This is a genomic window from Knoellia altitudinis (assembly GCF_042666355.1).
Lineage (GTDB): Bacteria > Actinomycetota > Actinomycetes > Actinomycetales > Dermatophilaceae > Knoellia > Knoellia altitudinis.
Genome location: NZ_JBHTDK010000001.1, coordinates 309,746 through 332,658, shown reverse-complemented (window position 1 = coordinate 332,658; position 22,913 = coordinate 309,746). Strand labels below are relative to the sequence as shown.

At 70.3% G+C, this 22,913-nt stretch carries 17 protein-coding genes; 10 read left to right on the top strand and 7 right to left on the bottom strand.

What is annotated here, in order from left to right; translation table 11 throughout:
- Positions 1–11: 11 nt before the first annotated feature.
- Both ACFQW8_RS01550 and ettA read left to right on the top strand, forming a co-directional pair.
- Positions 12–530, top strand: a complete 519-nt coding sequence (locus tag ACFQW8_RS01550) for a single-stranded DNA-binding protein (protein WP_380085224.1) — start codon at positions 12–14, stop codon at positions 528–530.
- Positions 531–576: 46 nt separating this feature from the next.
- A complete protein-coding gene (ettA, locus tag ACFQW8_RS01545; RefSeq protein WP_380085223.1) occupies positions 577–2,259 on the top strand; it encodes an energy-dependent translational throttle protein EttA in 1,683 nt (560 codons plus the stop codon).
- Here ettA and thpR read toward each other — a convergent pair.
- The 3 genes from thpR to ACFQW8_RS01530 all read right to left on the bottom strand — a co-directional run bounded on the left by thpR (position 2,246) and on the right by ACFQW8_RS01530 (position 4,309).
- Positions 2,246–2,824, bottom strand: a complete 579-nt coding sequence (gene thpR / locus ACFQW8_RS01540) for an RNA 2',3'-cyclic phosphodiesterase (protein ID WP_380088554.1) — start codon at positions 2,822–2,824, stop codon at positions 2,246–2,248. The two genes, ettA and thpR, sit on opposite strands and share 14 nt — an antisense overlap.
- Positions 2,825–2,918: 94 nt before the next feature.
- On the bottom strand, positions 2,919–3,656 hold the full coding sequence (locus ACFQW8_RS01535) for a class I SAM-dependent methyltransferase (RefSeq protein WP_380085222.1): 738 nt from the start codon (positions 3,654–3,656) through the stop codon (positions 2,919–2,921).
- A gap of 11 nt (positions 3,657–3,667) precedes the next feature.
- Positions 3,668–4,309 carry a TetR/AcrR family transcriptional regulator gene (locus tag ACFQW8_RS01530; protein WP_380085220.1) on the bottom strand — a complete coding sequence of 214 codons (642 nt, stop codon included), beginning with the start codon at positions 4,307–4,309 and terminating at the stop codon, positions 3,668–3,670.
- A 70-nt stretch (positions 4,310–4,379) separates the two neighbouring features.
- Between ACFQW8_RS01530 and ACFQW8_RS01525 the strand changes: the two genes are divergently transcribed.
- Positions 4,380–5,534, top strand: coding sequence for an acyl-CoA dehydrogenase family protein (locus ACFQW8_RS01525; RefSeq protein ID WP_380085218.1), 1,155 nt, complete (start codon positions 4,380–4,382; stop codon positions 5,532–5,534).
- Positions 5,535–5,642: 108 nt separating this feature from the next.
- On the opposite strand, the gene ACFQW8_RS01520 is transcribed toward ACFQW8_RS01525, so the two are convergent.
- The 4 genes from ACFQW8_RS01520 to fabG all read right to left on the bottom strand — a co-directional run bounded on the left by ACFQW8_RS01520 (position 5,643) and on the right by fabG (position 8,543).
- The gene (locus tag ACFQW8_RS01520; protein ID WP_380085217.1) at positions 5,643–6,617 is read right to left on the bottom strand and encodes a hypothetical protein; all 975 of its coding nucleotides are present in this window, start codon (positions 6,615–6,617) and stop codon (positions 5,643–5,645) included.
- A 146-nt stretch (positions 6,618–6,763) separates the two neighbouring features.
- A complete protein-coding gene (locus tag ACFQW8_RS01515; protein WP_380085215.1) occupies positions 6,764–7,285 on the bottom strand; it encodes an SRPBCC family protein in 522 nt (173 codons plus the stop codon).
- Positions 7,282–7,638, bottom strand: coding sequence for an ArsR/SmtB family transcription factor (locus ACFQW8_RS01510; RefSeq protein ID WP_380085214.1), 357 nt, complete (start codon positions 7,636–7,638; stop codon positions 7,282–7,284). Before ACFQW8_RS01510 ends, ACFQW8_RS01515 begins: the two co-directional genes overlap by 4 nt.
- A gap of 149 nt (positions 7,639–7,787) precedes the next feature.
- The gene (gene fabG, locus ACFQW8_RS01505; protein ID WP_380085213.1) at positions 7,788–8,543 is read right to left on the bottom strand and encodes a 3-oxoacyl-ACP reductase FabG; all 756 of its coding nucleotides are present in this window, start codon (positions 8,541–8,543) and stop codon (positions 7,788–7,790) included.
- 159 nt (positions 8,544–8,702) lie between these two features.
- Between fabG and glgX the strand changes: the two genes are divergently transcribed.
- The 7 genes from glgX to ACFQW8_RS01470 all read left to right on the top strand — a co-directional run bounded on the left by glgX (position 8,703) and on the right by ACFQW8_RS01470 (position 22,908).
- Positions 8,703–10,853 carry a glycogen debranching protein GlgX gene (glgX, locus tag ACFQW8_RS01500; protein WP_380085212.1) on the top strand — a complete coding sequence of 717 codons (2,151 nt, stop codon included), beginning with the start codon at positions 8,703–8,705 and terminating at the stop codon, positions 10,851–10,853.
- A 5-nt stretch (positions 10,854–10,858) separates the two neighbouring features.
- The gene (treY, locus tag ACFQW8_RS01495; RefSeq protein WP_380085211.1) at positions 10,859–13,315 is read left to right on the top strand and encodes a malto-oligosyltrehalose synthase; all 2,457 of its coding nucleotides are present in this window, start codon (positions 10,859–10,861) and stop codon (positions 13,313–13,315) included.
- Complete coding sequence (gene treZ / locus ACFQW8_RS01490) at positions 13,312–15,045, top strand: malto-oligosyltrehalose trehalohydrolase (RefSeq protein ID WP_380085210.1); 1,734 nt, start codon at positions 13,312–13,314, stop codon at positions 15,043–15,045. Before treY ends, treZ begins: the two co-directional genes overlap by 4 nt.
- Before the next feature lie 183 nt (positions 15,046–15,228).
- Positions 15,229–18,399, top strand: coding sequence for an FtsX-like permease family protein (locus ACFQW8_RS01485; protein WP_380085209.1), 3,171 nt, complete (start codon positions 15,229–15,231; stop codon positions 18,397–18,399).
- Positions 18,396–21,269 carry an FtsX-like permease family protein gene (locus ACFQW8_RS01480; RefSeq protein ID WP_380085208.1) on the top strand — a complete coding sequence of 958 codons (2,874 nt, stop codon included), beginning with the start codon at positions 18,396–18,398 and terminating at the stop codon, positions 21,267–21,269. The genes ACFQW8_RS01485 and ACFQW8_RS01480 overlap by 4 nt, the downstream gene beginning before the upstream one ends.
- Positions 21,266–22,213, top strand: coding sequence for an ATP-binding cassette domain-containing protein (locus ACFQW8_RS01475; RefSeq protein WP_380085207.1), 948 nt, complete (start codon positions 21,266–21,268; stop codon positions 22,211–22,213). The genes ACFQW8_RS01480 and ACFQW8_RS01475 overlap by 4 nt, the downstream gene beginning before the upstream one ends.
- Positions 22,210–22,908 carry an ABC transporter ATP-binding protein gene (locus ACFQW8_RS01470; RefSeq protein WP_380085206.1) on the top strand — a complete coding sequence of 233 codons (699 nt, stop codon included), beginning with the start codon at positions 22,210–22,212 and terminating at the stop codon, positions 22,906–22,908. Before ACFQW8_RS01475 ends, ACFQW8_RS01470 begins: the two co-directional genes overlap by 4 nt.
- The last annotated feature ends 5 nt before the right edge of the window (positions 22,909–22,913 follow it).

The following is a 22,913-nucleotide window of genomic DNA, read 5'->3' as shown; positions in this document are numbered from 1 at the left end:
GAGGAGCAGCCATGCAGGACACCATCGTGACCGTCCACGGACGCCTCGTCGCCGACCCCGAGGTCTGCGTGGGGCGTAGCGGTCAGCCCTACGCGAAGTTCCGGGTCGCCTCGACCCCACGTCGACCGGTCTCCGGTCACCCGGGTGCCTTCGAGGACGGCGACACGGCGTTCTACACCGTCTACGCCTTCCGCAACCTCGGTGCCAACATCGTGAAGTCCTTCACCAAGGGCGAGCCGGTCGTCGTCCACGGACGTCTGCGGGTCCGCGAGTTCCAGCGGGAGGACAAGTCCTACGGGACGTCGGTCAACATCGACGCCAACGTCGCGGGGCACGACCTGAGCTGGGGGCAGGCCGTCTACGAGAAGGTCGCCAAGCCTTCCTACGGTTCGGGGGACCGGATGGACGACGCCTTCGGAGCGGAGGAGGAGTCGGAGGGCTACGGGGACCCGGAGCGTGACGAGTACCTCCTGGCGGAGCGTCCGGCCGACGTCGCCTCGGGGCCGTTGGTCCAGGAGGCGGCGGCCTGACCGCAACGGATTCGGGTATGGGGCGGGCAGTCGATAGCCTTGCCCCATGCCCGAGTTCATTTATGTCATGTCGCGCGCCCGCAAGGCCCACGGCGACAAGGTCATCCTCGATGACGTCACGCTGTCGTTCCTGCCCGGCGCCAAGATCGGCGTCGTCGGCCCCAACGGTGCCGGCAAGTCGTCCGTCCTCAAGATCATGGCGGGCCTGGACCAGCCCAGCAACGGCGAGGCGCGACTGACCCCGGGCTACAGCGTCGGCATCCTCATGCAGGAGCCCGAGCTGAACGAGGACAAGACCGTCCTCGGCAACGTCGAGGAGGGCGCCGGCGAGATCAAGGCCAAGCTCGACCGCTACAACGCCATCTCCGAGGAGATGGGTGAGCCGGACGCCGACTTCGACAGCCTCATGGTCGAGATGGGCAAGCTGCAGGAGGACATCGACGCTGCCGACGCCTGGGACCTCGACTCCCAGCTCGAGCAGGCGATGGACGCGCTGCGCTGTCCGCCGCCGGACTCCGACGTCACCGTGCTCTCCGGGGGCGAGCGACGACGAGTCGCCCTGTGCAAGCTGCTCCTCCAGAAGCCCGACCTGCTCCTTCTCGACGAGCCCACCAACCACCTCGACGCCGAGTCGGTCCTGTGGCTCGAGCAGCACCTTGCCGCCTACCACGGCGCCGTCGTCGCCGTGACCCACGACCGCTACTTCATGGACAACGTGGCCGAGTGGATCCTCGAGCTCGACCGAGGTCGCGCCTACCCCTACGAGGGCAACTACTCGACCTACCTCGAGAAGAAGCAGGCCCGCCTCCAGGTCCAGGGCAAGAAGGACCAGAAGCTCTCCAAGCGCCTCGCCGACGAGCTCGAGTGGGTGCGCTCCAACGCCAAGGCCCGCCAGACGAAGTCCAAGGCCCGCCTCGCCCGCTACGAGGAGATGGCCGCCGAGGCCGACCGCACCCGCAAGCTCGACTTCGACGAGATCCAGATCCCGCCCGGCCCGCGCCTGGGCAGCAAGGTCATCGAGGTCAAGGACCTCAAGAAGGGCTTCGGCGACCGCGTCCTCATCGACGGACTGTCGTTCTCGTTGCCGCGCAACGGGATCGTCGGTGTCATCGGCGCCAACGGTGTCGGCAAGACCACGCTCTTCAAGACGATCGTCGGCCTCGAGTCAGCCGACGGTGGCGTCGTCGACGTCGGCGAGACGGTGAAGATCTCCTACGTCGACCAGAGCCGCGGCGGCCTCGACCCCAACAAGAACCTCTGGGAGACGGTGTCCGGGGGGCACGACTACATCCAGGTCGGTCAGGTCGAGATCCCGTCTCGCGCCTATGTGTCGCAGTTCGGTTTCAAGGGGCCCGACCAGCAGAAGAAGGCCGGAGTCCTCTCGGGTGGTGAGCGCAACCGCCTCAACCTCGCGCTGACCCTCAAGGAGGGTGGCAACCTGCTCCTCCTCGACGAGCCGACCAACGACCTCGACGTCGAGACCCTCGGCTCGCTCGAGAACGCCCTGCTCGAGTTCCCCGGCTGCGCCGTGGTCATCAGCCACGACCGGTGGTTCCTCGACCGGGTGGCGTCGCACATCCTCGCCTACGAGGGCACCGAGGAGAACCCCGGCAACTGGTACTGGTTCGAGGGCAACTTCGAGGCCTACGAGGCCAACAAGATCGAGCGACTGGGCGAGGATGCGGCTCGACCGCACCGCGTCACCTACCGCAAGCTCACCCGCGACTGAGGTCAGCGCCGAGAGGGCAGGCCGCCACGGCTTCGTAGTGGGGCCTGCCCTTTCCCGTGCCCCGGTGCGACACGAAGACCGTCACCTCGTCCGCGGTCCAGGGTGGGCCGACATACGCATCCATGACACGCAGCCAGCGGGTCGCCTCGAAGGGGCGTCGCGAACGCGCAAGGGTGAGGTGGGGGCGGTAGTCGCCGCCTGCGGGTGAGGCCCCGATGCGTCCGCAGGCACGTCGCACGCCGAGCGCAAGGTGCTCCAGGTCGCCGAGGCCGCCGGATGCGTCAGAGCTGACGTCCATCCACACGACCCGGGTGTCAGCGACCGACGGGAAGACGCCAGCACCGCTGAGCTGCAACGGAATTGGCTGGTGCTGGATCGCCACGCCGGCGATCTCGTCGATGACCTCGTCGACGATGCGCTCCTGCACGTCGGCCATGAAGGCCAGCGTGACGTGCCAGAGGTGGGGTGGGGTCCAACGCAGCCCGGACTCGACGTCACGTCGCACCTCGACGAAGGCGTCGAGGTCGGCGTGGGCGGTCGGCGGCGGCACGATGGCGGCAAACATTCGCACCGCGCCATTGTGCTGCCACCACGAGCTCGTGGGTGAGCTCGTCCGTCAGCTCGGCCCGGTCAGCTCGGGCACGTGGTGACCCGCTGGGTCAGCGCGGGTCGCTGACCTTCGTCGCGGCCACGAAGACGGAGCTGCCGAAGGGGAGGTCGGCACGCCGGAGGACGGCGTGGTCGAGCTTCGTGAGTCCCATGAGCACGTGGTGCAGAGCCCGCGGGACCGCGGGGACCTCGACGACGTCGGCGGGACCCGTGTGCTTGCGGTCGCGCAGCCTGCGCACGATGCGTTCGGCGACGAACCCCGGAAAGACCGAGGTGAAGGCGTAGGTTGCCCGCTCGACCCGGAAGCCCGCCTTCTCGACGGCGGTCGTCGCGCGACCCCTGGTGTAGCGGCGGAAGTGCCCGTTGGCCACGTCGAAGTCAGTCCACGCCCACTGGTAGGCCGGCACCGCCATGAGGAAGCGCCCTCCCGGCCGGAGCACCCGGCTGACCTCGGCCAGCGCCTCGGCCTCGGGGTCGCAGTGCTCGATCACGTCGAAGGCGGAGACCATGTCGAAGCCCGAGTCGGCGAAGGGGAGCGCGAGCGCAGAGCCGCAGACCCCGTTGGCGCGAAGACCGCGCGGGTCGATGTCGAGGGAGGCGAGGTGTCGCGTCCCGTCATGGAGCCAGCTCGCGCTCGGGCCGTCGGCGCTGCCGATGTCAAGGACCGTCGTGCAGTCGGTCGCGAAGTCGCTCAGGGCCGCGTGGAGGAGGTCGGTGCGGGCGAGGTACCACCAGTAGTCGGGCTGGGCGATCGACGGGGAGCCCCCGTGTCCTCCGGCGTCGGTCATGGGCCGAGAGCCTAGCGTCGGGCGACGAGGCGCACCGCAAGGTCCCCGTTGGTGCGGCCGATGTCCTCGGGGGTGCGGCGGATCTCGGGGGAGTACCAGCGCGCCACGTCCACGGCCATGGAGAGCAGGGCCAGAGCGGTGCCGGCGACGTCGTCCACCTCGAAGTCGCCGCGCGTCACACCGTCGGTCAGGACGCCTCGCACGACCTGGTCGATCTCCTTACGCAGCGTGAGGACCGTGTCGCGGTGCTCGGGGGTGAGGTGGCGGAACTCGTACTGGACGATCCGGCCCAGCTGGTGGTGCTCGGCGTGCCACCTGGAGAAGCCGGCGATGATCGAGCGCAGTGCCTCGGTCGGTGAGGCTGCGGCTCCGGCGGCGGCGACGAGCTGGTCGCGGGCCGTCTGGTGACCGCGCCGGCTCAGCTGGAAGAGGAGGTCCTCCTTGGACGTGAAGTGCACATAGACGCCCGCGGGGGAGAGGCCGGCGCGCGAGGCGATGTCGCGGGTCGTCGTGGCGTGAAAACCCCTCTCGGAGAACGCATCGGCCGCCGCCATCATGAGACGGAGCACGGTGGCGCCGGCCGTGTCACCGGAGTCCTCGAGGGTCGCGAGGATGCTCTGCTCCGACTGCGGTGCTCCCGTGGTGGCCGACATGTTGACAGCATGCCCGAGGCCCGGTTGACTAAGCAAGCGCTTAGTCATCCGTGTTCTTCCGAGGAGTGTCATGCCCCGCAACATCTATGACGACGACCACGAGGCCTTCCGCGGCTCCGTTCGTGAGTTCGTCGAGCGGACCCTCAAACCTCGTGCCGAGGAGATGATCCGCGAGCACGTCATCCCGCGTGACATCTGGGTCGAGGCAGGCAAGCAGGGCTTCTTCGGTCTGGGCATCCCCGAGGAGTTCGGGGGCGCGGGCATCGTCGACTACCGCTTCAACGCGGTCGTGGCCGAGGAGCTCGCCAAGTTCAACGCCGCGACGTCCTCGTGCTTCGGGATCCACTCCGACATCACCGCGCCCTACATCGTCGCGCTGGGCACCCAGGAGCAGAAGGAGCGCTGGCTGCCACAGGTCGTCACCGGCGAGAAGATCCTCTCCATCGGCATGACCGAGCCCTCGGGTGGCTCCGACCTCGCCGCGCTCAAGTCGTCGGCGGTCAAGGCCGACGACGGCAGCGGCGACTGGATCATCAACGGGTCCAAGACCTTCATCACCAACGGCCACCAGTGCGACCTCGCCGTCGTGGCCATCCGCACCGACCCGACCAAGGGCGCCAAGGGCATCTCGCTCTTCGTGCTCGAGGCGGAGGACGAGGGCTTCTCCAAGGGCAAGCCGCTCGACAAGGTCGGCCAGCCCGAGTCCGACACCTCCGAGCTCTTCTTCGAGAACGTGCGGGTGCCCGCCGACCGGCTCCTCGGCGAGCCCGGCATGGGGTTCATCTCGATGATGCAGAAGCTCCCGCAGGAGCGGCTCGGCAACGCCATCGCCAACATCGCGAACTGCCGCCAGATCCTCGAGGAGACGATCGACTACACCAAGGAGCGCAAGGCGTTCGGTCAGCCGATCGGCGCCTTCCAGCACAACAAGTTCAAGATCGCCGAGCTGGTCACCAAGGTCGAGGTCACCGAGGCCTACATCGACGACTGTGTCGCCGCGCATGCCGAGGGCAAGCTCACCGCCGTCGACGCGGCCAAGGCCAAGTGGTGGGCGGCCGAGGTCCAGTGCGACGTCCTGGACGAGTGCGTCCAGCTGCACGGCGGCTACGGCTTCATGAACGAGTACCGCGTGGCTCGCGCCTGGAAGGACGCCCGGGTCCACAAGATCTGGGCCGGCACGAACGAGATCATGAAGGAGCTCATCGGCCGCGACCTCGGTCTCTGAGGACTCCGCCCCCCGTTCCGGAGGTCGAGAGGAGAGAACACGCTGGGTATGCCGGCCGGCATACGGCGAGTTCTCTCCTCTCGACTGCTGTGGAGCAGGTGAACGGGGTCAGGTGATCATCAGGGTCGAGGGGTCGAGGCCAAGCATCCGCGCTACCGCCTCCATGGTCGTGATCCGCCGTGGTCGGCGGTAGACGTCCTCGGCGAACAGCTCACGCACGAACCACCCCATGTCCTCCAGGAGGTCGCGACGGTTCGCGTCGATGCTGCGGCGTCCGATCGGCGCGTGGTCGGCGCCTTGGTACTCGGCGATGACGCGTTCGCGTCGCCACACCAGGTCCCCTTCGGCAAGGAACTCTCCGGTCTCGTCACGGACCACGCCGCCCGGCTCCGGCTCGGGGAACCCGGCACGCACGAACATCAGCCTGGCCCGGGTCTCCATCGGGGAGCGAACTCTGGGGCGAATCAGCTCCAGGGCCTGACGCAGAAGGACTTTGCCGCGTGGTCTCACCCGTGCGTGCAGGGCTTCCTGCAGGGCGCGCGTCCCCGGTGAGGTGCGCGACCCGGACGGCACCTCGATGCCTGACTGCTGGTCCACCCGAGCCACGACGGCATCTCCGACGACGACGAGATCGTCGAGAGTCAGACGCCCTCGGCGCAGTTCGCCGAGGTCGACCCACGTGTCTGCCGGGCCCACGACTCGCACGCCCGCGAGCTCGAGTGTCGAGCGGAGCTCGAGACCACGGTGACCCGCGCAGCCCTTGCGCAGCACCCGTCCGTCCTTCGTGCGAGCCATGACATGGAGCGGTCCGGTGCTCGCCTCCTCCTCGAGGAGGGTGGGAAGTGGAAACGACTGCAGCACCGCGGAGGTGACGTGGGAAAAGGCCCGATCGGACGGCATCCCCACGCTGTAGGCCGCGGCGCGCGTCGCGAGGGTGCTCGGAGGGGTGCAGACATGTGCCCCTCGCGTCGGATGCTCGAGATCACCGCGGCGCAGGCGAGAAGCCGTCAGGCCCAGCTCGCGGGCTCGGGCCGTGCTGAACGGTCCGGCCGCGAGCTCCTCGGGAAGGGGCGACGGCTGCATCCGCCGAGAATGCCGAAGATCGCAGATCCCGCTGTCGAGTCATCCACAGGCTCGGTCGAGAGGAGAGAACACGCTGCGTGTGCCTGGCGGCATGTGGCGTGTTCTCTCCTCTCGACTGGTGGTGCCGGTTGGCCGGCTTCGCAGGCTCAGCCGGCGAGCTCGAGCACGACGTCGTCGATGGCGTCGTAGGAGGCCTGCATCCCGCTCTCCATGCCGGAGTCGAGGACGGCCTGGACCGTCTCGGGGGAGTCGTAGGTGATGACGGCTCGCAGCTCGGTCCTGCCGTCGGTCTCGGTGTAGGTCGTGTCGATGACGGAGTAGGGGCTGTCGATGTTGTCGAACTTCTCGGTGTGCACGAGCCGGCCCGGACGCTCGATCTCCTTGTAGTGGCCCGAGAACGACACCTCGTCGCCGGTGGAGCCGGCGGTCTGGGCGAAGTGCCAGGCACCACCGACCCGGAGGTCGACCTCGCAGGCGGTCATGGTGCCGTGGCCGGCGCCCCACCACCTGCGGATGTGCTCGGGGTTGGTCATGGCCTCGAAGACGAGCTCGGCGGAGGCCGGGAAGGTGCGGGTGATGACCATCTCCGAGCCGGAGGTGGTGATGGTGGCGCGCTCGTGGGCGCCCGTGGCGTGCTGGCTGGACTGCTGGACGGACTTGGTGCTCATGCTGGGAACTCCTTGGGTTCGCCCTCGCCGGAGGGCTCGTGGATGGTCGCGAGGTAGGTGCCGAGGTTGTCGAACTGCTCTTCCCAGTGCTGGCGGTAGAGCTCGAGCCACGACGTCGCGTCCTTGAGGGGGGCGACCGAGATCCGGCAGTGGCGCCGCTGCCCATCTCGGCTCTTGGTGACCAGGCCGGCGCGCTCGAGGACCGAGAGGTGCTTCGAGATCGCTGGCAGTGACATCGCGAACGGCTCGGCGAGCTCGCCGACCGTGGCCTCGCCCGAGGAGAGACGAGCCAGGATGGCCCGCCTCGTCGGGTCGGCCAGGGCGGCGAACGTGGAGCTGAGTGCGTCGGTCACGTTGTTAACCTAACGGATAATTAACCAAGCGGTCAAGAGTCTTTTGAACGTTTCCGCGACCCGCCGCGACGACGCGTCACGGGGTGTGGCAGGGCATGACGAAGCGTTCTGAGCCGGGGCAGGTGGACGACCAAGGAGCAGGACCGCCGTCAGTCGAGCGGTCCGCCAGCCACGTAGATCACCTGACCGGACACGAAGCCGGCCTCCTCGGAGCAGAGGAACGAGATCGTCGCCGCGATGTCCTCGGGCTGGCCGACCCGCTGCACGGGCGTCTGCGAGGCCGCGTGGGCGAGGAAGTCCTCGAACGGGACGCCCATCCGCTCCGCCGTCGCCGCCGTCATGTCGGTCTGGATGAAGCCGGGGGCCACGGCGTTGGCGGTGACGCCGAACTTGCCAAGCTCGATGGCCAAGGTCTTGGTGAAACCCTGGAGCCCCGCTTTGGCCGCCGAGTAGTTGGCCTGACCGCGGTTGCCCTGCGCCGAGGACGAGGAGAGGTTGACGATCCGGCCGAACGTCGCGGCCGTCATGTGCGCCTGGCACGCCCTGGCCATGAGGAACGCCCCGCGCAGGTGCACGTCGATGACCGAGTCCCAGTCGGACTCGCTCATCCGGAAGAGGAGGTTGTCGCGGATGATGCCGGCATTGTTGACCAGCACGACGGGCGGACCGAGCTCGTCGGCGATGCGGGCCACCCCGGCCTCGACCTGCTCGGCCTCGGTGACGTCGATCCCCACCCCCAGGGCCGACCCTCCGGCCTCACGGATGTTCGAGGCGACCTCGTCGCAGGCCGACTCGTCGAGGTCGACCACTGCCACGGCGAAACCGTCCGCGGCCAGGCGTCGGGCGGTGGCTGCACCGATGCCCCGAGCGGCTCCGGTGACGATGGCGGTGCGACCGTGCGTCAAGACGGATTCCTTGGGGTAGGGGAACGTTGGGTAGGTTGGCCAACTGCGCGAACCATACCCAGCCAAGTCCTTGACGGCTGCCCGCGCCACGTGGGCCGTCGTCGTCCCGGGTGAGGACTGAAACCCAGCTTGATACACCACACGACGCGGAAGGCGGCCATGGAGATCTGGCCCGGAACGGCATACCCCTTGGGTGCCACATACGACGGCAGCGGAGTGAACTTCGCCCTGTTCAGCGAGATAGCCGAGAACGTCGAGCTGTGCCTCGTCGACGACGAGGGGGTGGAGACGCGCATCGACATGCCGGAGGTGGACCACTTCGTATGGCACTGCTACCTCCCGAGCCTGCAGCCGGGACAGCGCTACGGCTACCGCGTGCACGGGCCCTACGAGCCCGAGGCCGGGCACCGTTGTGACCCGAGCAAGCTCCTGCTCGACCCCTACGCCAAGGCGATCGAGGGGCAGGTGTCCAACGACCAGGCCCTGTTCTCCTACGACTTCCTCGACCCGTCGCAGCGCAACACCGAGGACTCCCTCGGCAAGACGATGCTCAGCGTCGTCATCAACCCCTACTTCGACTGGGGTCACGACCGGCCGCCGCGCCACGAGTACCACGACACCGTGATCTACGAGGCCCACGTCAAGGGCCTGACGATGACCCACCCGGACCTCCCTGAGGAGATCCGTGGGACGTATGCCGCGATCGGCCACCCGGTGATCATCGACCACCTCAAGGGCCTCGGCATCAACGCGATCGAGCTCATGCCGGTGCACCAGTTCGTCCAGGACACCTCGTTGCAGGCCAAGGGTCTGACGAACTACTGGGGCTACAACACCATCGGGTTCCTCGCGCCGCACAACTCCTACGCGCAGGGGCAGCAGGGCCAGCAGGTGACCGAGTTCAAGGCGATGGTCAAGGCGCTGCACGAGGCCGGTATCGAGGTCATCCTCGACGTCGTCTACAACCACACCGCCGAGGGCAACGAGTTCGGCCCGACGATCTGCTTCCGCGGCATCGACAACGCGAGCTACTACCGCCTCGTCGACTCCGACAAGCAGCACTACTACGACACGACCGGCACGGGCAACAGCCTGCTCATGCGCAGCCCACACGTCCTGCAGCTCATCATGGACTCGTTGCGCTACTGGGTCACCGAGATGCACGTCGACGGCTTCCGGTTCGACCTCGCCGCCACGCTCGCCCGCCAGTTCCACGAGGTCGACAAGCTCTCGGCGTTCTTCGACCTCATCCAGCAGGACCCGGTCATCTCCCAGGTCAAGCTCATCGCCGAGCCGTGGGACGTGGGCGACGGCGGCTACCAGGTCGGCAACTTCCCGCCACTGTGGACGGAGTGGAACGGCAAGTACCGCGACACGGTCCGTGACTTCTGGCGTGGTGTGCCGGCGACGCTCGGCGAGTTCGCCTCGCGCATCACCGGCTCGAGCGACCTCTACGAGCACAGCGGTCGCCGGCCCATCGCGTCGATCAACTTCATCACCGCCCACGACGGCTTCACCCTGCGTGACGTCGTGTCCTACAACGACAAGCACAACGAGGCCAACGGCGAGGACGGGAACGACGGCGAGAGCCACAACAACTCCTGGAACCACGGGGTCGAGGGGCCGACCGACGACCCCGAGATCCGCGCGCTCCGGCTGCGGCAGGTGCGCAACTTCCTCACGACCCTGCTGCTCTCGCAGGGCGTGCCGATGATCAGCCACGGTGACGAGATCGGTCGCACCCAGGACGGCAACAACAACGTCTACTGCCAGGACAACGAGCTGGCGTGGGTCGACTGGGACCTCGACGAGGACCAGCTCCAGCTGCTGGAGTTCACCAAGGCGGTCGTGCGGCTGCGCCTGAGCCACCCCGTCTTCAAGCGCCGGCGCTTCTTCGCCGGGTCCGCTGACCACGGCGGCCAGTCGACTCTGGGAGACATCTACTGGCTCCAGCCGTCCGGCGAGCCGATGGCCGAGGATGGTTGGGACGGGTCCGCCCTGCAGGTCACGATGTGGCTCAACGGCGGTGCCATCTACGAGCCCGACAGCAGAGGTCAATCCATCACCGACGACGACTTCCTCGTCTTCTTCAACGCCGACCACAAGGAGACGTCGTTCACGATCCCCTCGCAGCAGTGGGGCGAACGATGGGTCACCGAGGTCGACACGTGCGCCGACGTGGTGGACGCCGAGTGGCACGAGGCCGGGTCGCAGATCTCCGTCGGCCCACGCGCGATGGTCGTCCTGCGCAGCCCGCGTGAGCCCATCACGCACCCGGTGGGTGCCGCGAACCCCGACCGCGTGCTCTGATGGGTATGCCGCCCGCCCCTGTCGTCGTGCACGGCTCCCGTCGCGCTGTCCCCACCTCCACCTACCGCCTCCAGGTCCACGGCGGTTTCGGCTTCGACGCGGCAGCGGAGCAGGCGGCATTCATCGCGTCGTTGGGTGTCTCGCACCTCTATCTGTCGCCGATCCTCCAGCCGGCTCCGGGTTCGACGCACGGCTACGACGTCGTCGACCACGAGGCGCTGAACGCCGAGGCCGGGGGGCGCGAGGCGTTCGACCGGCTCGTCGCCGCTGCGCACCAGCAGGGGCTCGGGGTCGTCGTCGACGTCGTGCCCAACCACATGACGGTCCCCGAGGCGACCCATCTCAACGCTCGCCTCTGGGCGCTGCTGCGGGACGGGCGCGGCTCGGCGGCGGCGGCGTGGTTCGACATCGACTGGGACGTCGACGGCGAACGGGTGCTCATGCCCGTGCTCGGGTCCTCGCTCGACGAGGTGCTGGCGGCCGGCGAGCTGTCGGTGGCCCACGACGGCGGACCTGACGGCGGTGAGACGGTGTTGCGCTACTACGACCACGACTACCCGGTCCGCCCCGGGACCGAGGACCTCGACCTCCCGGATCTCGTTGGCGCACAGGCCTACCGGCTCACGAGCTGGCGCGACGGCGCGACCGAGCTCAACTATCGCCGGTTCTTCGACGTCACGACGCTGACGGCGGTGCGGGTCGAGGACCCGGCCGTCTTCGACTCCAGCCACGCCCTGCTGCTGTCCCTGTTCCGCGACGGGTCCATCGACGGCTTCCGGATCGACCACCCCGACGGCCTCGCCGACCCCGGGGGCTACCTCGCCCGCCTCGCCGACGCCACCGGCGACGCGTGGGTCGTGGCCGAGAAGATCCTCGAGGGGGAGGAGCAGCTGCCGGAGTCCTGGCGCTGCGCGGGGACCACGGGCTACGACACCCTGCTTCGAGTGCAGCAGGTGCTCACCTCGGGCGAGGGCGACGAGGTGCTCGACGGCCTCTGGGCCGAGCGCGCACCGAGCCGGGAGTCGCTCGACGACGTCGTGCCCGAGGCCAAGCAGCACGTCGTCGGCTCGGTCCAGGCCGCCGAGGTCAACCGCCTCATGCGGCTGGTCGACCGGGTCCTCCCCGAGTCGGACCCGGCCCGCACCCGTGAGGCCCTCGGCGCGCTGCTCGTGTCGATGGACCGCTACCGGGCCTACGTCGTGCCCGGTGCCCCGGTTGACCCCGAGCAGCGCGCCGTCCTCGAGGGGGCGGCGGCCCGCGCCCGCGGACTGCTGTCGCCGCAGGCGCACGAGGACCTCGACCGTGTGGTCGCCCTGGCGCTGGGTGAGGCGCCCGAGGATGCTGACCGCACCCTGGTCGACGACTTCGTCGTGCGCTTCCAGCAGACGTGTGGGCCCGTCATGGCCAAGGGCATCGAGGACACCGCCTTCTATCGGTGGTTCCGCATGACCGGCGCCAACGAGGTCGGTGGCCACCCCTCGCATCTGTCGATCGGCGCCGACGAGTTCCACGCGTTCGCCGCGCGCCAGCTCGCCACGTGGCCCTCGACGATGACGACCCTGACCACCCACGACACCAAGCGCTCCGAGGACGTCCGGGCCCGGCTCATGACGTTGGCCGAGAGTGCGCCAGAGTGGGCGGAGTGGGTGCGGGAGGCGTCGGACCTCGCCGCGGCGCACCGCGACCCGCTCCTCGACGACGCGACCGAGTACTTCGTCTGGCAGAGCGTCGTCGGCTCCTGGCCCATCACCCCGGACCGCATCGAGGGCTACGTCCTCAAGGCCGTGCGCGAGGCCAAGGACCACACGGCGTGGGTCGACGGGAACCCCGACTACGAGGCGGCCGTGGTGCGCTTCGCGCGAGCCGCCGTCTCCGACCCCGCCGTCGTCGCGCACGTCGAGACATGGTTGTCGCTGCACGGTGCGTCGGTCCGGACCAACGTTCTCGGCCAGAAGCTCCTCCAGCTCGTCACCGTCGGTGTGCCGGACGTCTACCAGGGCGCCGAGCTGCAGGCCCTCACTCTCGTGGACCCGGACAACCGGGGATCCGTCGACTATGCCGAGCGGGTCGAGCGGTTGGCCCGGCTCGATGCCGGTGAGCGACCGCGCGACCTCGACGACGAGAAGCTGCTGGTGACCTCGACCGCCCTCCGGCTTCGTCGGGAGCACCCCGAGTGGTTCGTCGGCGACACGGCGACCTACTCGGGTCTCGACACCACGTCCGACTTCGCAGTCGCCCTCTGTCGTGGTGACGACTCCGGGCCGCGGGTCGTGACCGTCGTCACCCGCGGAGCCGACAGCCTCGCCGCGTCAGGTGGCTGGGGCGACGCTGACATGGAGCTGCCTGCCGGGGAGTGGCGGAACCTCTTGTCGGAGAGCGAGACCCAGCGCTTCTCCGGTCCTGTCGAGATGGCCGACCTGCTGGTCGACCTGCCCGTCGCGCTGTTGGTGAGGACGTCATGATCGAGGTGTGGGCGCCCGACGCCACAAAGGTCGAGATCAGCTTCGGCGCTCCCGGTGAGGAGCCGACGCGAGAGCCGATGGTGCGGGGCGACGGAGGCTGGTGGCGCTGGGACGGTGACCACGCGGCATACGCCTCCAAGGACGACGGCGCCTTCGACTACGCCTTCGTCCTCGACGGCGAGGAGCCGGCCCTGCCGGACCCGCGCAGCGCCTGGCAGCCGCACGGCGTCGACGGGCCGAGTCGCCTCTTCGACGTCAGCGCCCACGAGTGGGGCGATGCGCACTGGCGCGGGCCCCGTGACGGGGCCGGCACGCTCGGCGGCGTGATCTACGAGCTGCACATCGGCACCTTCACTCCCGAGGGCACCTTCGACGCCGCGCTCCAGCGGCTCGACCACCTCGTCGACCTCGGTGTCGACGTCGTCGAGGTGCTTCCGGTCGCGGCCATCCCGGGACGGTGGGGATGGGGCTACGACGGTGTCGACCTGTATGCCGTCCACGACGCCCTCGGCGGTCCGGCCGCCTTCCAGCGGTTCGTCGACGCCTGCCACTCCCGGGGTCTGGGTGTGTGCCTCGACGTCGTCTACAACCACCTCGGTCCCAGTGGCAACTATCTCGGACGGTTCGGTCCCTACTTCACGCAGACCCACCTGACCCCGTGGGGTCCGGCGGTCAACCTCGACGCACCAGGCGCTCCCGAGGTGCGCGCATTCATCGTCGAGAACGCCCTGCGCTGGTTGCGTGACTTCCACGTCGATGCCCTTCGGCTCGACGCCGTCCACGCCCTCGTCGACGACAGCGAGCGTCACCTGCTCGTGGAGCTGTCCGAGGACGTCGCGGAGCTCGCCCTGGCTCTCGGGCGACCGCTCGACCTCATCGCCGAGAGCGACCTCAACGACACAGCCATGGTCACCCCGACCGCTGACGGTGGACGCGGCATGACCGCGCAGTGGGCCGACGACGTCCACCACGGCCTGCACGTCGCGCTCACCGGTGAGACGCAGGGCTACTACGAGGACTTCGGTGGTGGCACCCGCAGCCTGCCGGACGGTGGTCCGCTCGACGTGCTGGCCCACGTGCTGACGCGGGGCTTCCTCCACGACGGCCGCTGGTCGACGTTCCGCGACAGGGAGTGGGGCCGGCCGGTGGACGTGGACACCCTCGACGGCCGTCGGCTCGTGACCTACCTCCAGACCCACGACCAGGTCGGCAACCGAGCGACCGGTGACCGGATCGGCGCCAGCATCACGCCGGGCCGGGCCGCCATCGGTGCCGCGCTCTATCTCCTCGGCCCGGGCACGCCGATGATCTTCATGGGTGAGGAGTTCGCTGCATCGTCCCCGTGGCAGTTCTTCACCGACTTCACCGACGAGGGCATGGCCGAGGCCGTGCGGGCCGGTCGCCGGGCGGAGTTCGGCGGGCACGGCTGGGCCGCCGTCGACGTCCCCGACCCGCAGGCGCCAGCGACCCGGGACGCCAGCGTGCTGCGCTGGGACGAGGTCGGGGCGCAGCCGCATGCCTCCCTGCTCGAGTGGTACCGGCAGCTGATCCGCCTGCGTCGCACCGTGATCGGCACCGACGAGACCCGCTTCGCCGACGTCTCGTGCGCCATCGTCGACGAAGGCGCCGGCTTCGAGATGCGGCACCGGGACATCACCGTCCGCGCCGACCTCGCACGCGACACGGTCACGGTGTCGGCACCCGGCATACCCGATCTCGTCTTCCCCTGACGGCAGCGGGACTGACGGCGCGCGTCCGTCTCGGCACAAAGTCACGAACCGGAGTCGATCACCGACGCTGACTGCCGCACCGGGGCCCGGTCAGTAGGTTGGCAGAACGCGGTCGCCAGGGCGCTCGCGGCGTTCTGCGTGAGGAGCGCGAGGAGCGTGCCAGGGCAGCGAGGGAGGTCGGGGATGGGCGTGCTCACGCTGCTGCGTCGGCGCCTCGGCACCCATCCGCTCGCCCTCACCGCCGTCGTCGTCGCCGCCTTGCTCTCCATGGTGGTCGTCGCGACCCTCCAGCTGCTGTCCGTGGCGATCTCGGACGCCGGCGTGCGCTCCAGCCTGGGGGTGGGCGGACCCGGTGGAGACCCCGTCGCCCGCACCGTGAGCGCGGCGGCGGCGATCCCACCCGGATCGCTGCCGGCGGCCGACGCCGTCGTCCGCCCCCGGCTCGAGGCGCTGGCGGACGACGTCGACGTGCACCGCGTGGCCTACCCCACGGTGCGAGGCCTGCGAGGCGGTGATGCTCGGGCCCGGATCCAGCTCGCCGACATCACGGGTCTCCAGGAGCACAGCGAGCTCGTCGCGGGCCGGTGGCCGACACGCACCGACTCGACGGTCGAGGTGTCCCTGCCGGAGGAGGCGGCCGGGGCGCTCGGACTCGCCCCCGGTGGCTCGCTCCGGCTCATGAGCCTCACCGACACGGCGGCGCCCGACCTCACCGTCACCGTCGTGGGGACCTATCGGGTCCGGGATCGCGCGGCGGCCATCTGGATCGACGACCCGCTCAGCCCCGTGGGTGTGCGCGAGACCGAGTTCACGACCTACGGCCCTCTCGTCCTCGGGCCGGGAGTGTTCGAGACCGGGGTGGTAGGCCAGACCCAGGTCACGTGGCGGGCGTCCACGCGGTTCGACGAGGCGACGGCTGCTTCGGTCGACGACCTCCGCAGCTCGCTCACCGACGTGCTCACCCGCCTGCGCGCCGAGGTCGGCGACACCCGTGGCGCCGAGCCGGGCACGAGCGCACCACCATCCACGGCCATCAGTGACGGACGGGTCGAGACCGGGTTGGCCGAACAGCTCGACGCAGCCGCCCTCGTGGCCGCTCGCATCCGCGCCTCCCTCCTCACCCCGACCGTCCTCCTCGTCCTCCTCGGTGCTGCCTCGCTCGTCATGGCGGCCCGGCTGCTCACGTCGCTGCGGGCCGACGAGACCCGGCTGATGCGCACGCGTGGCATGTCCACGAGCCAGGTGGCGCTGCTCGCACTGGCCGACTCCGGGCTCATCGTCGGCGTGGGAGCCGTGGGGGCCTTTGCCGTCGCGCCGCTGCTGACGCGGGCCATCGGGCTCACCGCGGGGGTGGAGCTCGGTGCGGCGGACCACGGAGACGCCCTGGGCAACTGGCAGCTCTGGCTGGCACTCGTGACGATGGCGCTCCTCGCCACGGTCGTCGTGGTGGCGACCAGTGTCCGCTCCGGGCGGCACGGCGACGCCGGCTCCGCTTCGGGTGGTGGTGGCCGCACCCCTGCCGCCCTCCAGTTCGCGTCGGGATCAGGGCTCGACCTGGCCCTCATCGGGCTCGGGGTCCTCGCGGTCCTGCAGCTGCGTCGCTACGACGTCGCCGGGTCGGCCACCGTGGACCCGCTGACGATCGCGGCCCCGGCATGCGTCATCGCCGGCCTGTCGGTCCTCTGCCTGCGAGCCCTCCCCGGAGCCACGCACCAGGTCGAGCGCGTGTCGGTGGGACACGTCGGCCTGGACCGGGCGTGGGGCGCGTGGCAGCTCTCGCGACGGCTCGCCGCGCAGGGAGGCACCATCCTGCTCATCCTGCTGTGCATGGCCATGGGTGCGCTGGCCCTGTCGCACCTGGCCACCGCAGGTCGGGCACTCACCGACCAGTCGGCGTTCGAGACCGGGTCCCCGGTCCGCGTCGACACGTCGGTGGGTCGCGCCCTGGCCGAGCGAGCTGCCGGCGCGGACACCCGAGCCATGCCCGTCCTGCGCGAGACCACCGACCTGCGCACGGTCCGGGGAGTGTCGGTGCTCGGCGTCGACGCCACCCGGGCCGGGGGCATCGTCGACCCGCGACCCGACACCCTCGCCGCAGGCACCTGGCGCGGCATGATGTCCGATCTCGCCCGCGAACGCCCGACCCCGGGAGGGGTCGCCCTGCCGCCACGAGCCACGGAGCTGACCTTCACGTCCAGGATCCTGGTGCGGTCGGGTTCCGGGGACTTCATCGAGGGTGTCAGCGCGTCCGGTCAGGTGCTGCTGCTCGATGGCCGGGGCATGGTCACGTCGGTGCCGACCGGGTCGGTGACCACGGACCCGACGTCGTTGGCGGTCAGCCTGCCCCAGGGTGACCGGGTGCTGGCAGAGCCGGTGTCCGTCATCGGGTTCGCCATGAGGATGCCCGAGTTCATCCGGGAGTTCGGAGCTGCCGACCTCGTCCTGGGGCTCGAGGTCAGCGACCTGCGCGCGGACGGTCGACCGGTGGCCGGCACGGACCGGCTGACCGACCAGTCGCAGTCCATCGACCTCCGGCTCACCACTGCAGCCTCGACGGCGAAGCACGCTCCGGTCGTGATGACCCGGGCGCTGAGCTCCGAGCTCGACGTCCCCATCGGTGGCACGTTGCCCCTGCCGGTCGGTGGGCGGACGGTGCCCGCCGAGGTCGTGGCGCTGATGGACTCGGTCCCGACGGCCGCGGACCCCACGCGGGCCGTCATCATCGACCTGCCCACGCTCTATGCCACGACCGACCGCCCCGGCGTCGACAAGGGCTGGCCGACCGCCGTCCCGACACCGGGGGAGTGGTGGCTCGCCCCGGTCGACACCGGTGCCGCCGTCGAGGTGCTGCGGGGTCGCGGGGTCCGCAGCGACGCGGTGGTCGTCCGGGAGGACGTCGAGGCAGCACGCCGGGCCAACCCGGTCAACGCCGGCATGCAGGGAGCGATGCTCCTCGTGACCGGCGCTGCCCTCGTGCTCGCAGCGGTCGGCTTCGCGGCGACGACGGCGTCGCTGGCGCGGACCCGGCACCACGAGAACGCGATCCTGCTGGCGCTGGGCATGCCGCCCGCCCGGATCCGGCGTGTGCTCACCCTCGAGCGCATCTGTGTCGTCGTGCTCACCGTGCTCGTCGGCCTCGTGATGGGCGCCGTCGCAGCGTTCGTCGTCGTCCCCTTCCTCGTCGGCGGTGACGGCCACGCACAGGTGCCCGACGTCCTCGTCGTCATCCCGTGGTGGCAGCTGGGGGCGCTGGCCGGTGCGATCACCGCCGTGCTCTCGGCGATCGGCGTGCTCGTGCTGCGCCGCACCGGTTCCGACCTGGCCATGGAGCTCCGGATGGGGGCGCCGCGATGAGTGGACGGCACGAAGCCAGGCCCGTGCGCAGGCTCCGGGTGCTCGCCCTCGTCCGGCGCGGCGCGCGCAGCACCCTGCTCGTCTCCTTCCTCTTCGCCCTGCTCACGGCGACGGCGACGGCATACCTCGTGGTGACTCCGCGACTGCAGGGGACGGCATACGACCAGGCCTTGGGCGACGAGCTGCGCGACGCGACCCAGCTCCAGCGCGACCTCACCCTCTCGCTCCTGCCCCGGGACCTCGGGAGTGGCGTGACAGCGCCACCCTTCGACGGCACGGAGGGCCCCAGCGGTCCCGGGGAGGGCACGTTGCCGCCGTTCGACGTCGTCACCGACGCCGCACGACGGGCGATGGGACCCGACGCCAGCCTCGTCGGCGAGGCACTCGTCGCCGCCCAGACCTCACCCTTCGCGATCCAGCGGGAGGACGGCTCGGAGCTCCCGGGTCAGCCGCAGGCCGTCGTCCGGGTCCAGGACCGCCTCGCCGAGCACGTGCGCTGGACGTCGGGAGCGGCTCCGGGCGCGCCGACGCAGACGCGGGTCCTGCTGAACGAGGGCGTGGCGATCCGCCGGGTGCACCTCCTGCCCGTGGGGGTGTCCGACGTCGTCGCCAAGGGACTGGGACTGAGGACGGGTTCGGTCCACTCCCTCTTCCCCGCGGTGGACTCGTTCCGACGAGCCCGCGACCAGGTCTACGTCGTCATCACCGGCACCTTCGCGCCGCGTGACCCCCTCGACAGCCTGTGGGAGTCCGACGCCCGCATGCTCGATGTCGCCTCGATCCCGACGCCGCAGGGTGGCGCCGTGCGACAGGGGGCCCTGCTGGTCCTGGCGGAGAACTATCCGGCGCTGTCCGACAGCCTGCGCGGTGGGCTCACGCCGGAGCTGGCCCCCATGGGGAACCCCCTGCTCACCCACACGTGGCGCTACACCGTGCGCGACGACCTCACGCGCGCCGATGCCGCCCCCCTCGCGCGCATGGCGTCGCGCCTCGACACCTCCTCTGCGATGACGAGCCTCCCGGAGCGACCGCGCCTCACCACGGGCGTCCTCACGCTCCTGGAGAAGTACGAACGTTCGCTCGCGAGCACCGGTGTCGTCACGTCGTTCGCCACCGCGGGCGTCACCGCGCTCGCGGCCATCGTGCTCATGCTCACGGGGCTGGTGGCGACCGGGAGGCGACTTCGTGAGCTCACCCTCCTGGCCTCCCGTGGAGCGTCGAGCACCCACCTGCTCACGATGGCGATGGCCGGTCCGACCTTGTCGGGGCTCCTCGCAGCCGCGGCCGCCGGCGCCCTCGCGGTGCTGCTCGTCGACGGAGTGACGCCGCTGGCCACCTGGGCCCAGGTGGCTGTCCTCGTCGCTGCGCCCGCACTGGCCATCGCGGCCCTCGTGCTGGGCACCGTGCGGGTCGGGGCGGCCGCCGCCGGCGACACGGTGAGCCGGGGGCGTGCCTGGCGTCGGATCGTCGCCGAGGCCGGCCTCGTCATCATCGCGGTCCTGGCCATCTCGACGGTGCGGGCCCGGGGTGACGTGATCTCGGGTGGACAGACCGACTGGTATGCCGCCCTCTCGCCCGTGCTCCTGGCCGCCGCTGCCGCTGTCGTCGTGTTCCGGGCGCTCCCGGCGCCGATACGGGCGCTCTCGCGACTGGCCGGACGAGGTCGCGGCTACGTGTCGTTCCTCGGGCTGGCGCGCTCCTCGCGAGCGACCGGCACCGCCGGGCTGCCGCTGCTGGCGCTCGTCGTCGGGGCAAGCATCCTCACGGTGGTGGCCACGATCGCCGCGACGATCGGCGACGAGCGCTCACTGGCGGCCTACCGGACGGTCGGTGCCGACGTGCGCGTCGACGGGGCCCGGATCGAGGACGCAGACCTGGCCGCGCTGCGTGAACGGCCCGGTGTCTCAGCCGTCAGCGGGGCCTACGTCGACCACACCGCCCAGTTCGCCCGGCTGAGCGACGCGTCCGGGGCCGACGGAGGCTCGGTCAGGCCCGTGACGCTCATCGGGACCGACCCCGCAGCCCACGCCGCCGTCGTCGGAGGGACGCCACTGGACTCGGGTGAGCCGCCGCCCGAGGACGGGTCAACCGCAACTCCCGGGGGCCGGCTGCCCGCGATCGTCAGTGGGGGTGCCGATGTCGGCGACGAGCTCGAGCTCGTCGTCCTCGGTGTGCGAGTCCCCGTCACGGTCACTGCCATCGACCCGGCTCTGGCCCGGATCCACTCCGGCCGACTCATGCAGACGGCGCTGGTCCCGCTGGACTCCCTGGAAGCCAAGCTGCCCAGGGCGCGGCCCAACACGGCATACGTCAAGGCGTCTGCCAAGGCGAGCGCCGCGCTCCTGGCGCAGGGCACGGACGACCGGGCCGCGATCGGTGGGCTCGTCACCGGCGTGGTCTCGGCTCAGTCCCTCGTCGAGTCGGCGGCGGGTCGGGCCCTGCCGTCGTTCGTGACGAGCAGCTATGCCGTCGCGGCGGCCCTCGCGGGACTGCTCACGTTCCTCACGACCGTGCTGCTCCTCGTCGCGGGTCGTCCGGAGCGTCGCACGCTGATCCTGCGCCTGCGCGCGATGGGTGTGCCGCGGCGGGCAGAGGCAGGTCTGCTGGCCGTCGAGGTCCTTCCGCTCCTGGTCGCCGCCGTGCTCGTCGGTGCCGCCGTCGGCATCGCCGTCCCACCGCTGGTGTCCGGGGCGATCGACCTCGAGGGATACACGGGCGGTCCGCGGCCCGAGCTCAGCCCCAGCTGGGTGGTGGGTGGGCTCGCGGCCCTGGGTGCCTTCCTGCTCGCCGTCCTCGCCCTCGCCATCGAACAGGTCCGAACCCGCCGTGCCTCGGCTGCCGAGCACCAACGTGCAGGAGGAAACCCATGACCCCGACCCGCCCCGTGCCAGCCGCGGACGCGGCCGCTTCCGGCGGTCCCCCCGGGCTCGACATCGTCTGCGACGGTCTCGTCCGCATCTTCACGTCCGAGGGAGTGGAGGTGGTGGCGCTGCAGGGCCTCGACCTCGAGGTCCGGCGCGGTGAGCTGGTGGCCGTCGTAGGGGCCTCCGGATCGGGCAAGTCGACCCTGCTCAACATCCTGAGCGGGCTCGACGTGCCCAGCGCCGGCTCCGCATCCGTGGCTGGGCACGACCTGCTGACCATGGGACGGGCCGAGCGGCTCCGCTACCGTCGCACGACGGTGGGCTTCCTGCACCAGCAGGCGACCGCGAACCTGCTGCCCTACCTGTCGGCCATCGAGAACATCCAGCTCCCGATGCTCTTCGCCTCGGGCCAGCGGGACGAGCGGACCACGCGAGCACGCGAGATCCTGCAGGTGCTCGGCATCGAGGAGTGCGCGCCCCGCATGCTCGGCGAGCTCTCCGGCGGGCAGCAGCAGCGGGTGGCGCTCGGGGTGGCTCTCGCGAACCGTCCGATGGTGCTCCTGGCCGATGAGCCCACGGGAGAGCTGGACTCGCGCAGCAGCGACGAGGTCTTCGGGGCGATCCGTCGTGCCAACGAGGAGCTCGGGACGACCGTGGTCGTCGTGACCCACGACGTGCATGTGAGCGAACAGGTCTCCCGGACCGTGGCGATCCGGGACGGGCGGACGGCGTCCGAGGTGCGCCGCCACGTGACCCGGGGAGCCGACGGTGGTGAGCTCGTCATCAGCCAGGAGTACGCCGTGCTGGACCGGGCCGGTCGGCTCCAGCTGCCCAAGGCCTTCGTCACCGCTCTGGGTCTGCGCGACCGCGTCCGTCTCGAGCTCGAGGGCGACCACATCGGGGTGTGGCCCGAGCAGCCCAGGGAAGGCCAGGGGGAGGAGAAGCCATGACGACGGCATACCTCGATGTGGTGGACGTCCACCGGACGTTCGGGACGGGAGCGACCACGGTGCACGCCCTTCGTGGGGTGTCGCTCACTGCAGATCCTGGCGAGGTCGTCGCCGTGCGCGGTCGCTCAGGGTCGGGCAAGACCAGTCTGCTCAACATCATCGGTGGGCTGGACCGTCCCGACTCCGGCACGGTGCACGTCGACGGTGTGGAGGTGACCGCCTTGGACGATGACGCGGTGCTGGCCCTGCGACGCACCTCGGTGGCCTACGTGTTCCAGTCGTTCGGTCTCGTCCCCATCCTCACCGCTCACGAGAACGTCGAGATCCCGTTGCGGCTCAGGGCAGTTGACGCCACTGAGCGCGAGGCCAGAGTCGCCGAGGCCCTCGACCACGTGGGGCTCACGAAGCATGCCCGGCAGCGTCCCGGCCAGCTCTCCGGCGGCCAGCAGCAACGGGTGGCGTTGGCCCGGGCCCTGGCGTCCAGACCGGGACTGCTGCTCGCGGACGAGCCCACGGGTCAGCTCGACTCGGAGACCTCACGCGAGATCATGGAGCTGGTCGTGCGACTGGCCAAGGAGGCCGACATGACGACGATCGTGACGACGCACGACCCGGTGCTGCTCTCCCTCGCCGACCGCGTCGTGGAGATCGCCGACGGGCGTGTGCAGGAAGGTGCGGAAGCCCTTCGACCCTGACCTCC

Bases quoted from the DNA above. Each gene is read 5' to 3' on its own strand.
- treZ (WP_380085210.1), top strand. From the start codon at position 13,312: ATGATCGAGGTGTGGGCGCCCGACGCCACAAAGGTCGAGATCAGCTTC.
- ACFQW8_RS01520 (WP_380085217.1), bottom strand. From the start codon at position 6,617: ATGCAGCCGTCGCCCCTTCCCGAGGAGCTCGCGGCCGGACCGTTCAGC.
- thpR (WP_380088554.1), bottom strand. From the start codon at position 2,824: ATGTTTGCCGCCATCGTGCCGCCGCCGACCGCCCACGCCGACCTCGAC.
- ACFQW8_RS01535 (WP_380085222.1), bottom strand. From the start codon at position 3,656: ATGACCGACGCCGGAGGACACGGGGGCTCCCCGTCGATCGCCCAGCCC.
- ACFQW8_RS01525 (WP_380085218.1), top strand. From the start codon at position 4,380: ATGCCCCGCAACATCTATGACGACGACCACGAGGCCTTCCGCGGCTCC.
- ACFQW8_RS01480 (WP_380085208.1), top strand. From the start codon at position 18,396: ATGAGTGGACGGCACGAAGCCAGGCCCGTGCGCAGGCTCCGGGTGCTC.
- treY (WP_380085211.1), top strand. From the start codon at position 10,859: ATGCCGCCCGCCCCTGTCGTCGTGCACGGCTCCCGTCGCGCTGTCCCC.
- ACFQW8_RS01550 (WP_380085224.1), top strand. From the start codon at position 12: ATGCAGGACACCATCGTGACCGTCCACGGACGCCTCGTCGCCGACCCC.
- ACFQW8_RS01470 (WP_380085206.1), top strand. From the start codon at position 22,210: ATGACGACGGCATACCTCGATGTGGTGGACGTCCACCGGACGTTCGGG.
- ettA (WP_380085223.1), top strand. From the start codon at position 577: ATGCCCGAGTTCATTTATGTCATGTCGCGCGCCCGCAAGGCCCACGGC.
- ACFQW8_RS01475 (WP_380085207.1), top strand. From the start codon at position 21,266: ATGACCCCGACCCGCCCCGTGCCAGCCGCGGACGCGGCCGCTTCCGGC.
- ACFQW8_RS01485 (WP_380085209.1), top strand. From the start codon at position 15,229: ATGGGCGTGCTCACGCTGCTGCGTCGGCGCCTCGGCACCCATCCGCTC.
- ACFQW8_RS01530 (WP_380085220.1), bottom strand. From the start codon at position 4,309: ATGTCGGCCACCACGGGAGCACCGCAGTCGGAGCAGAGCATCCTCGCG.
- glgX (WP_380085212.1), top strand. From the start codon at position 8,703: ATGGAGATCTGGCCCGGAACGGCATACCCCTTGGGTGCCACATACGAC.
- ACFQW8_RS01515 (WP_380085215.1), bottom strand. From the start codon at position 7,285: ATGAGCACCAAGTCCGTCCAGCAGTCCAGCCAGCACGCCACGGGCGCC.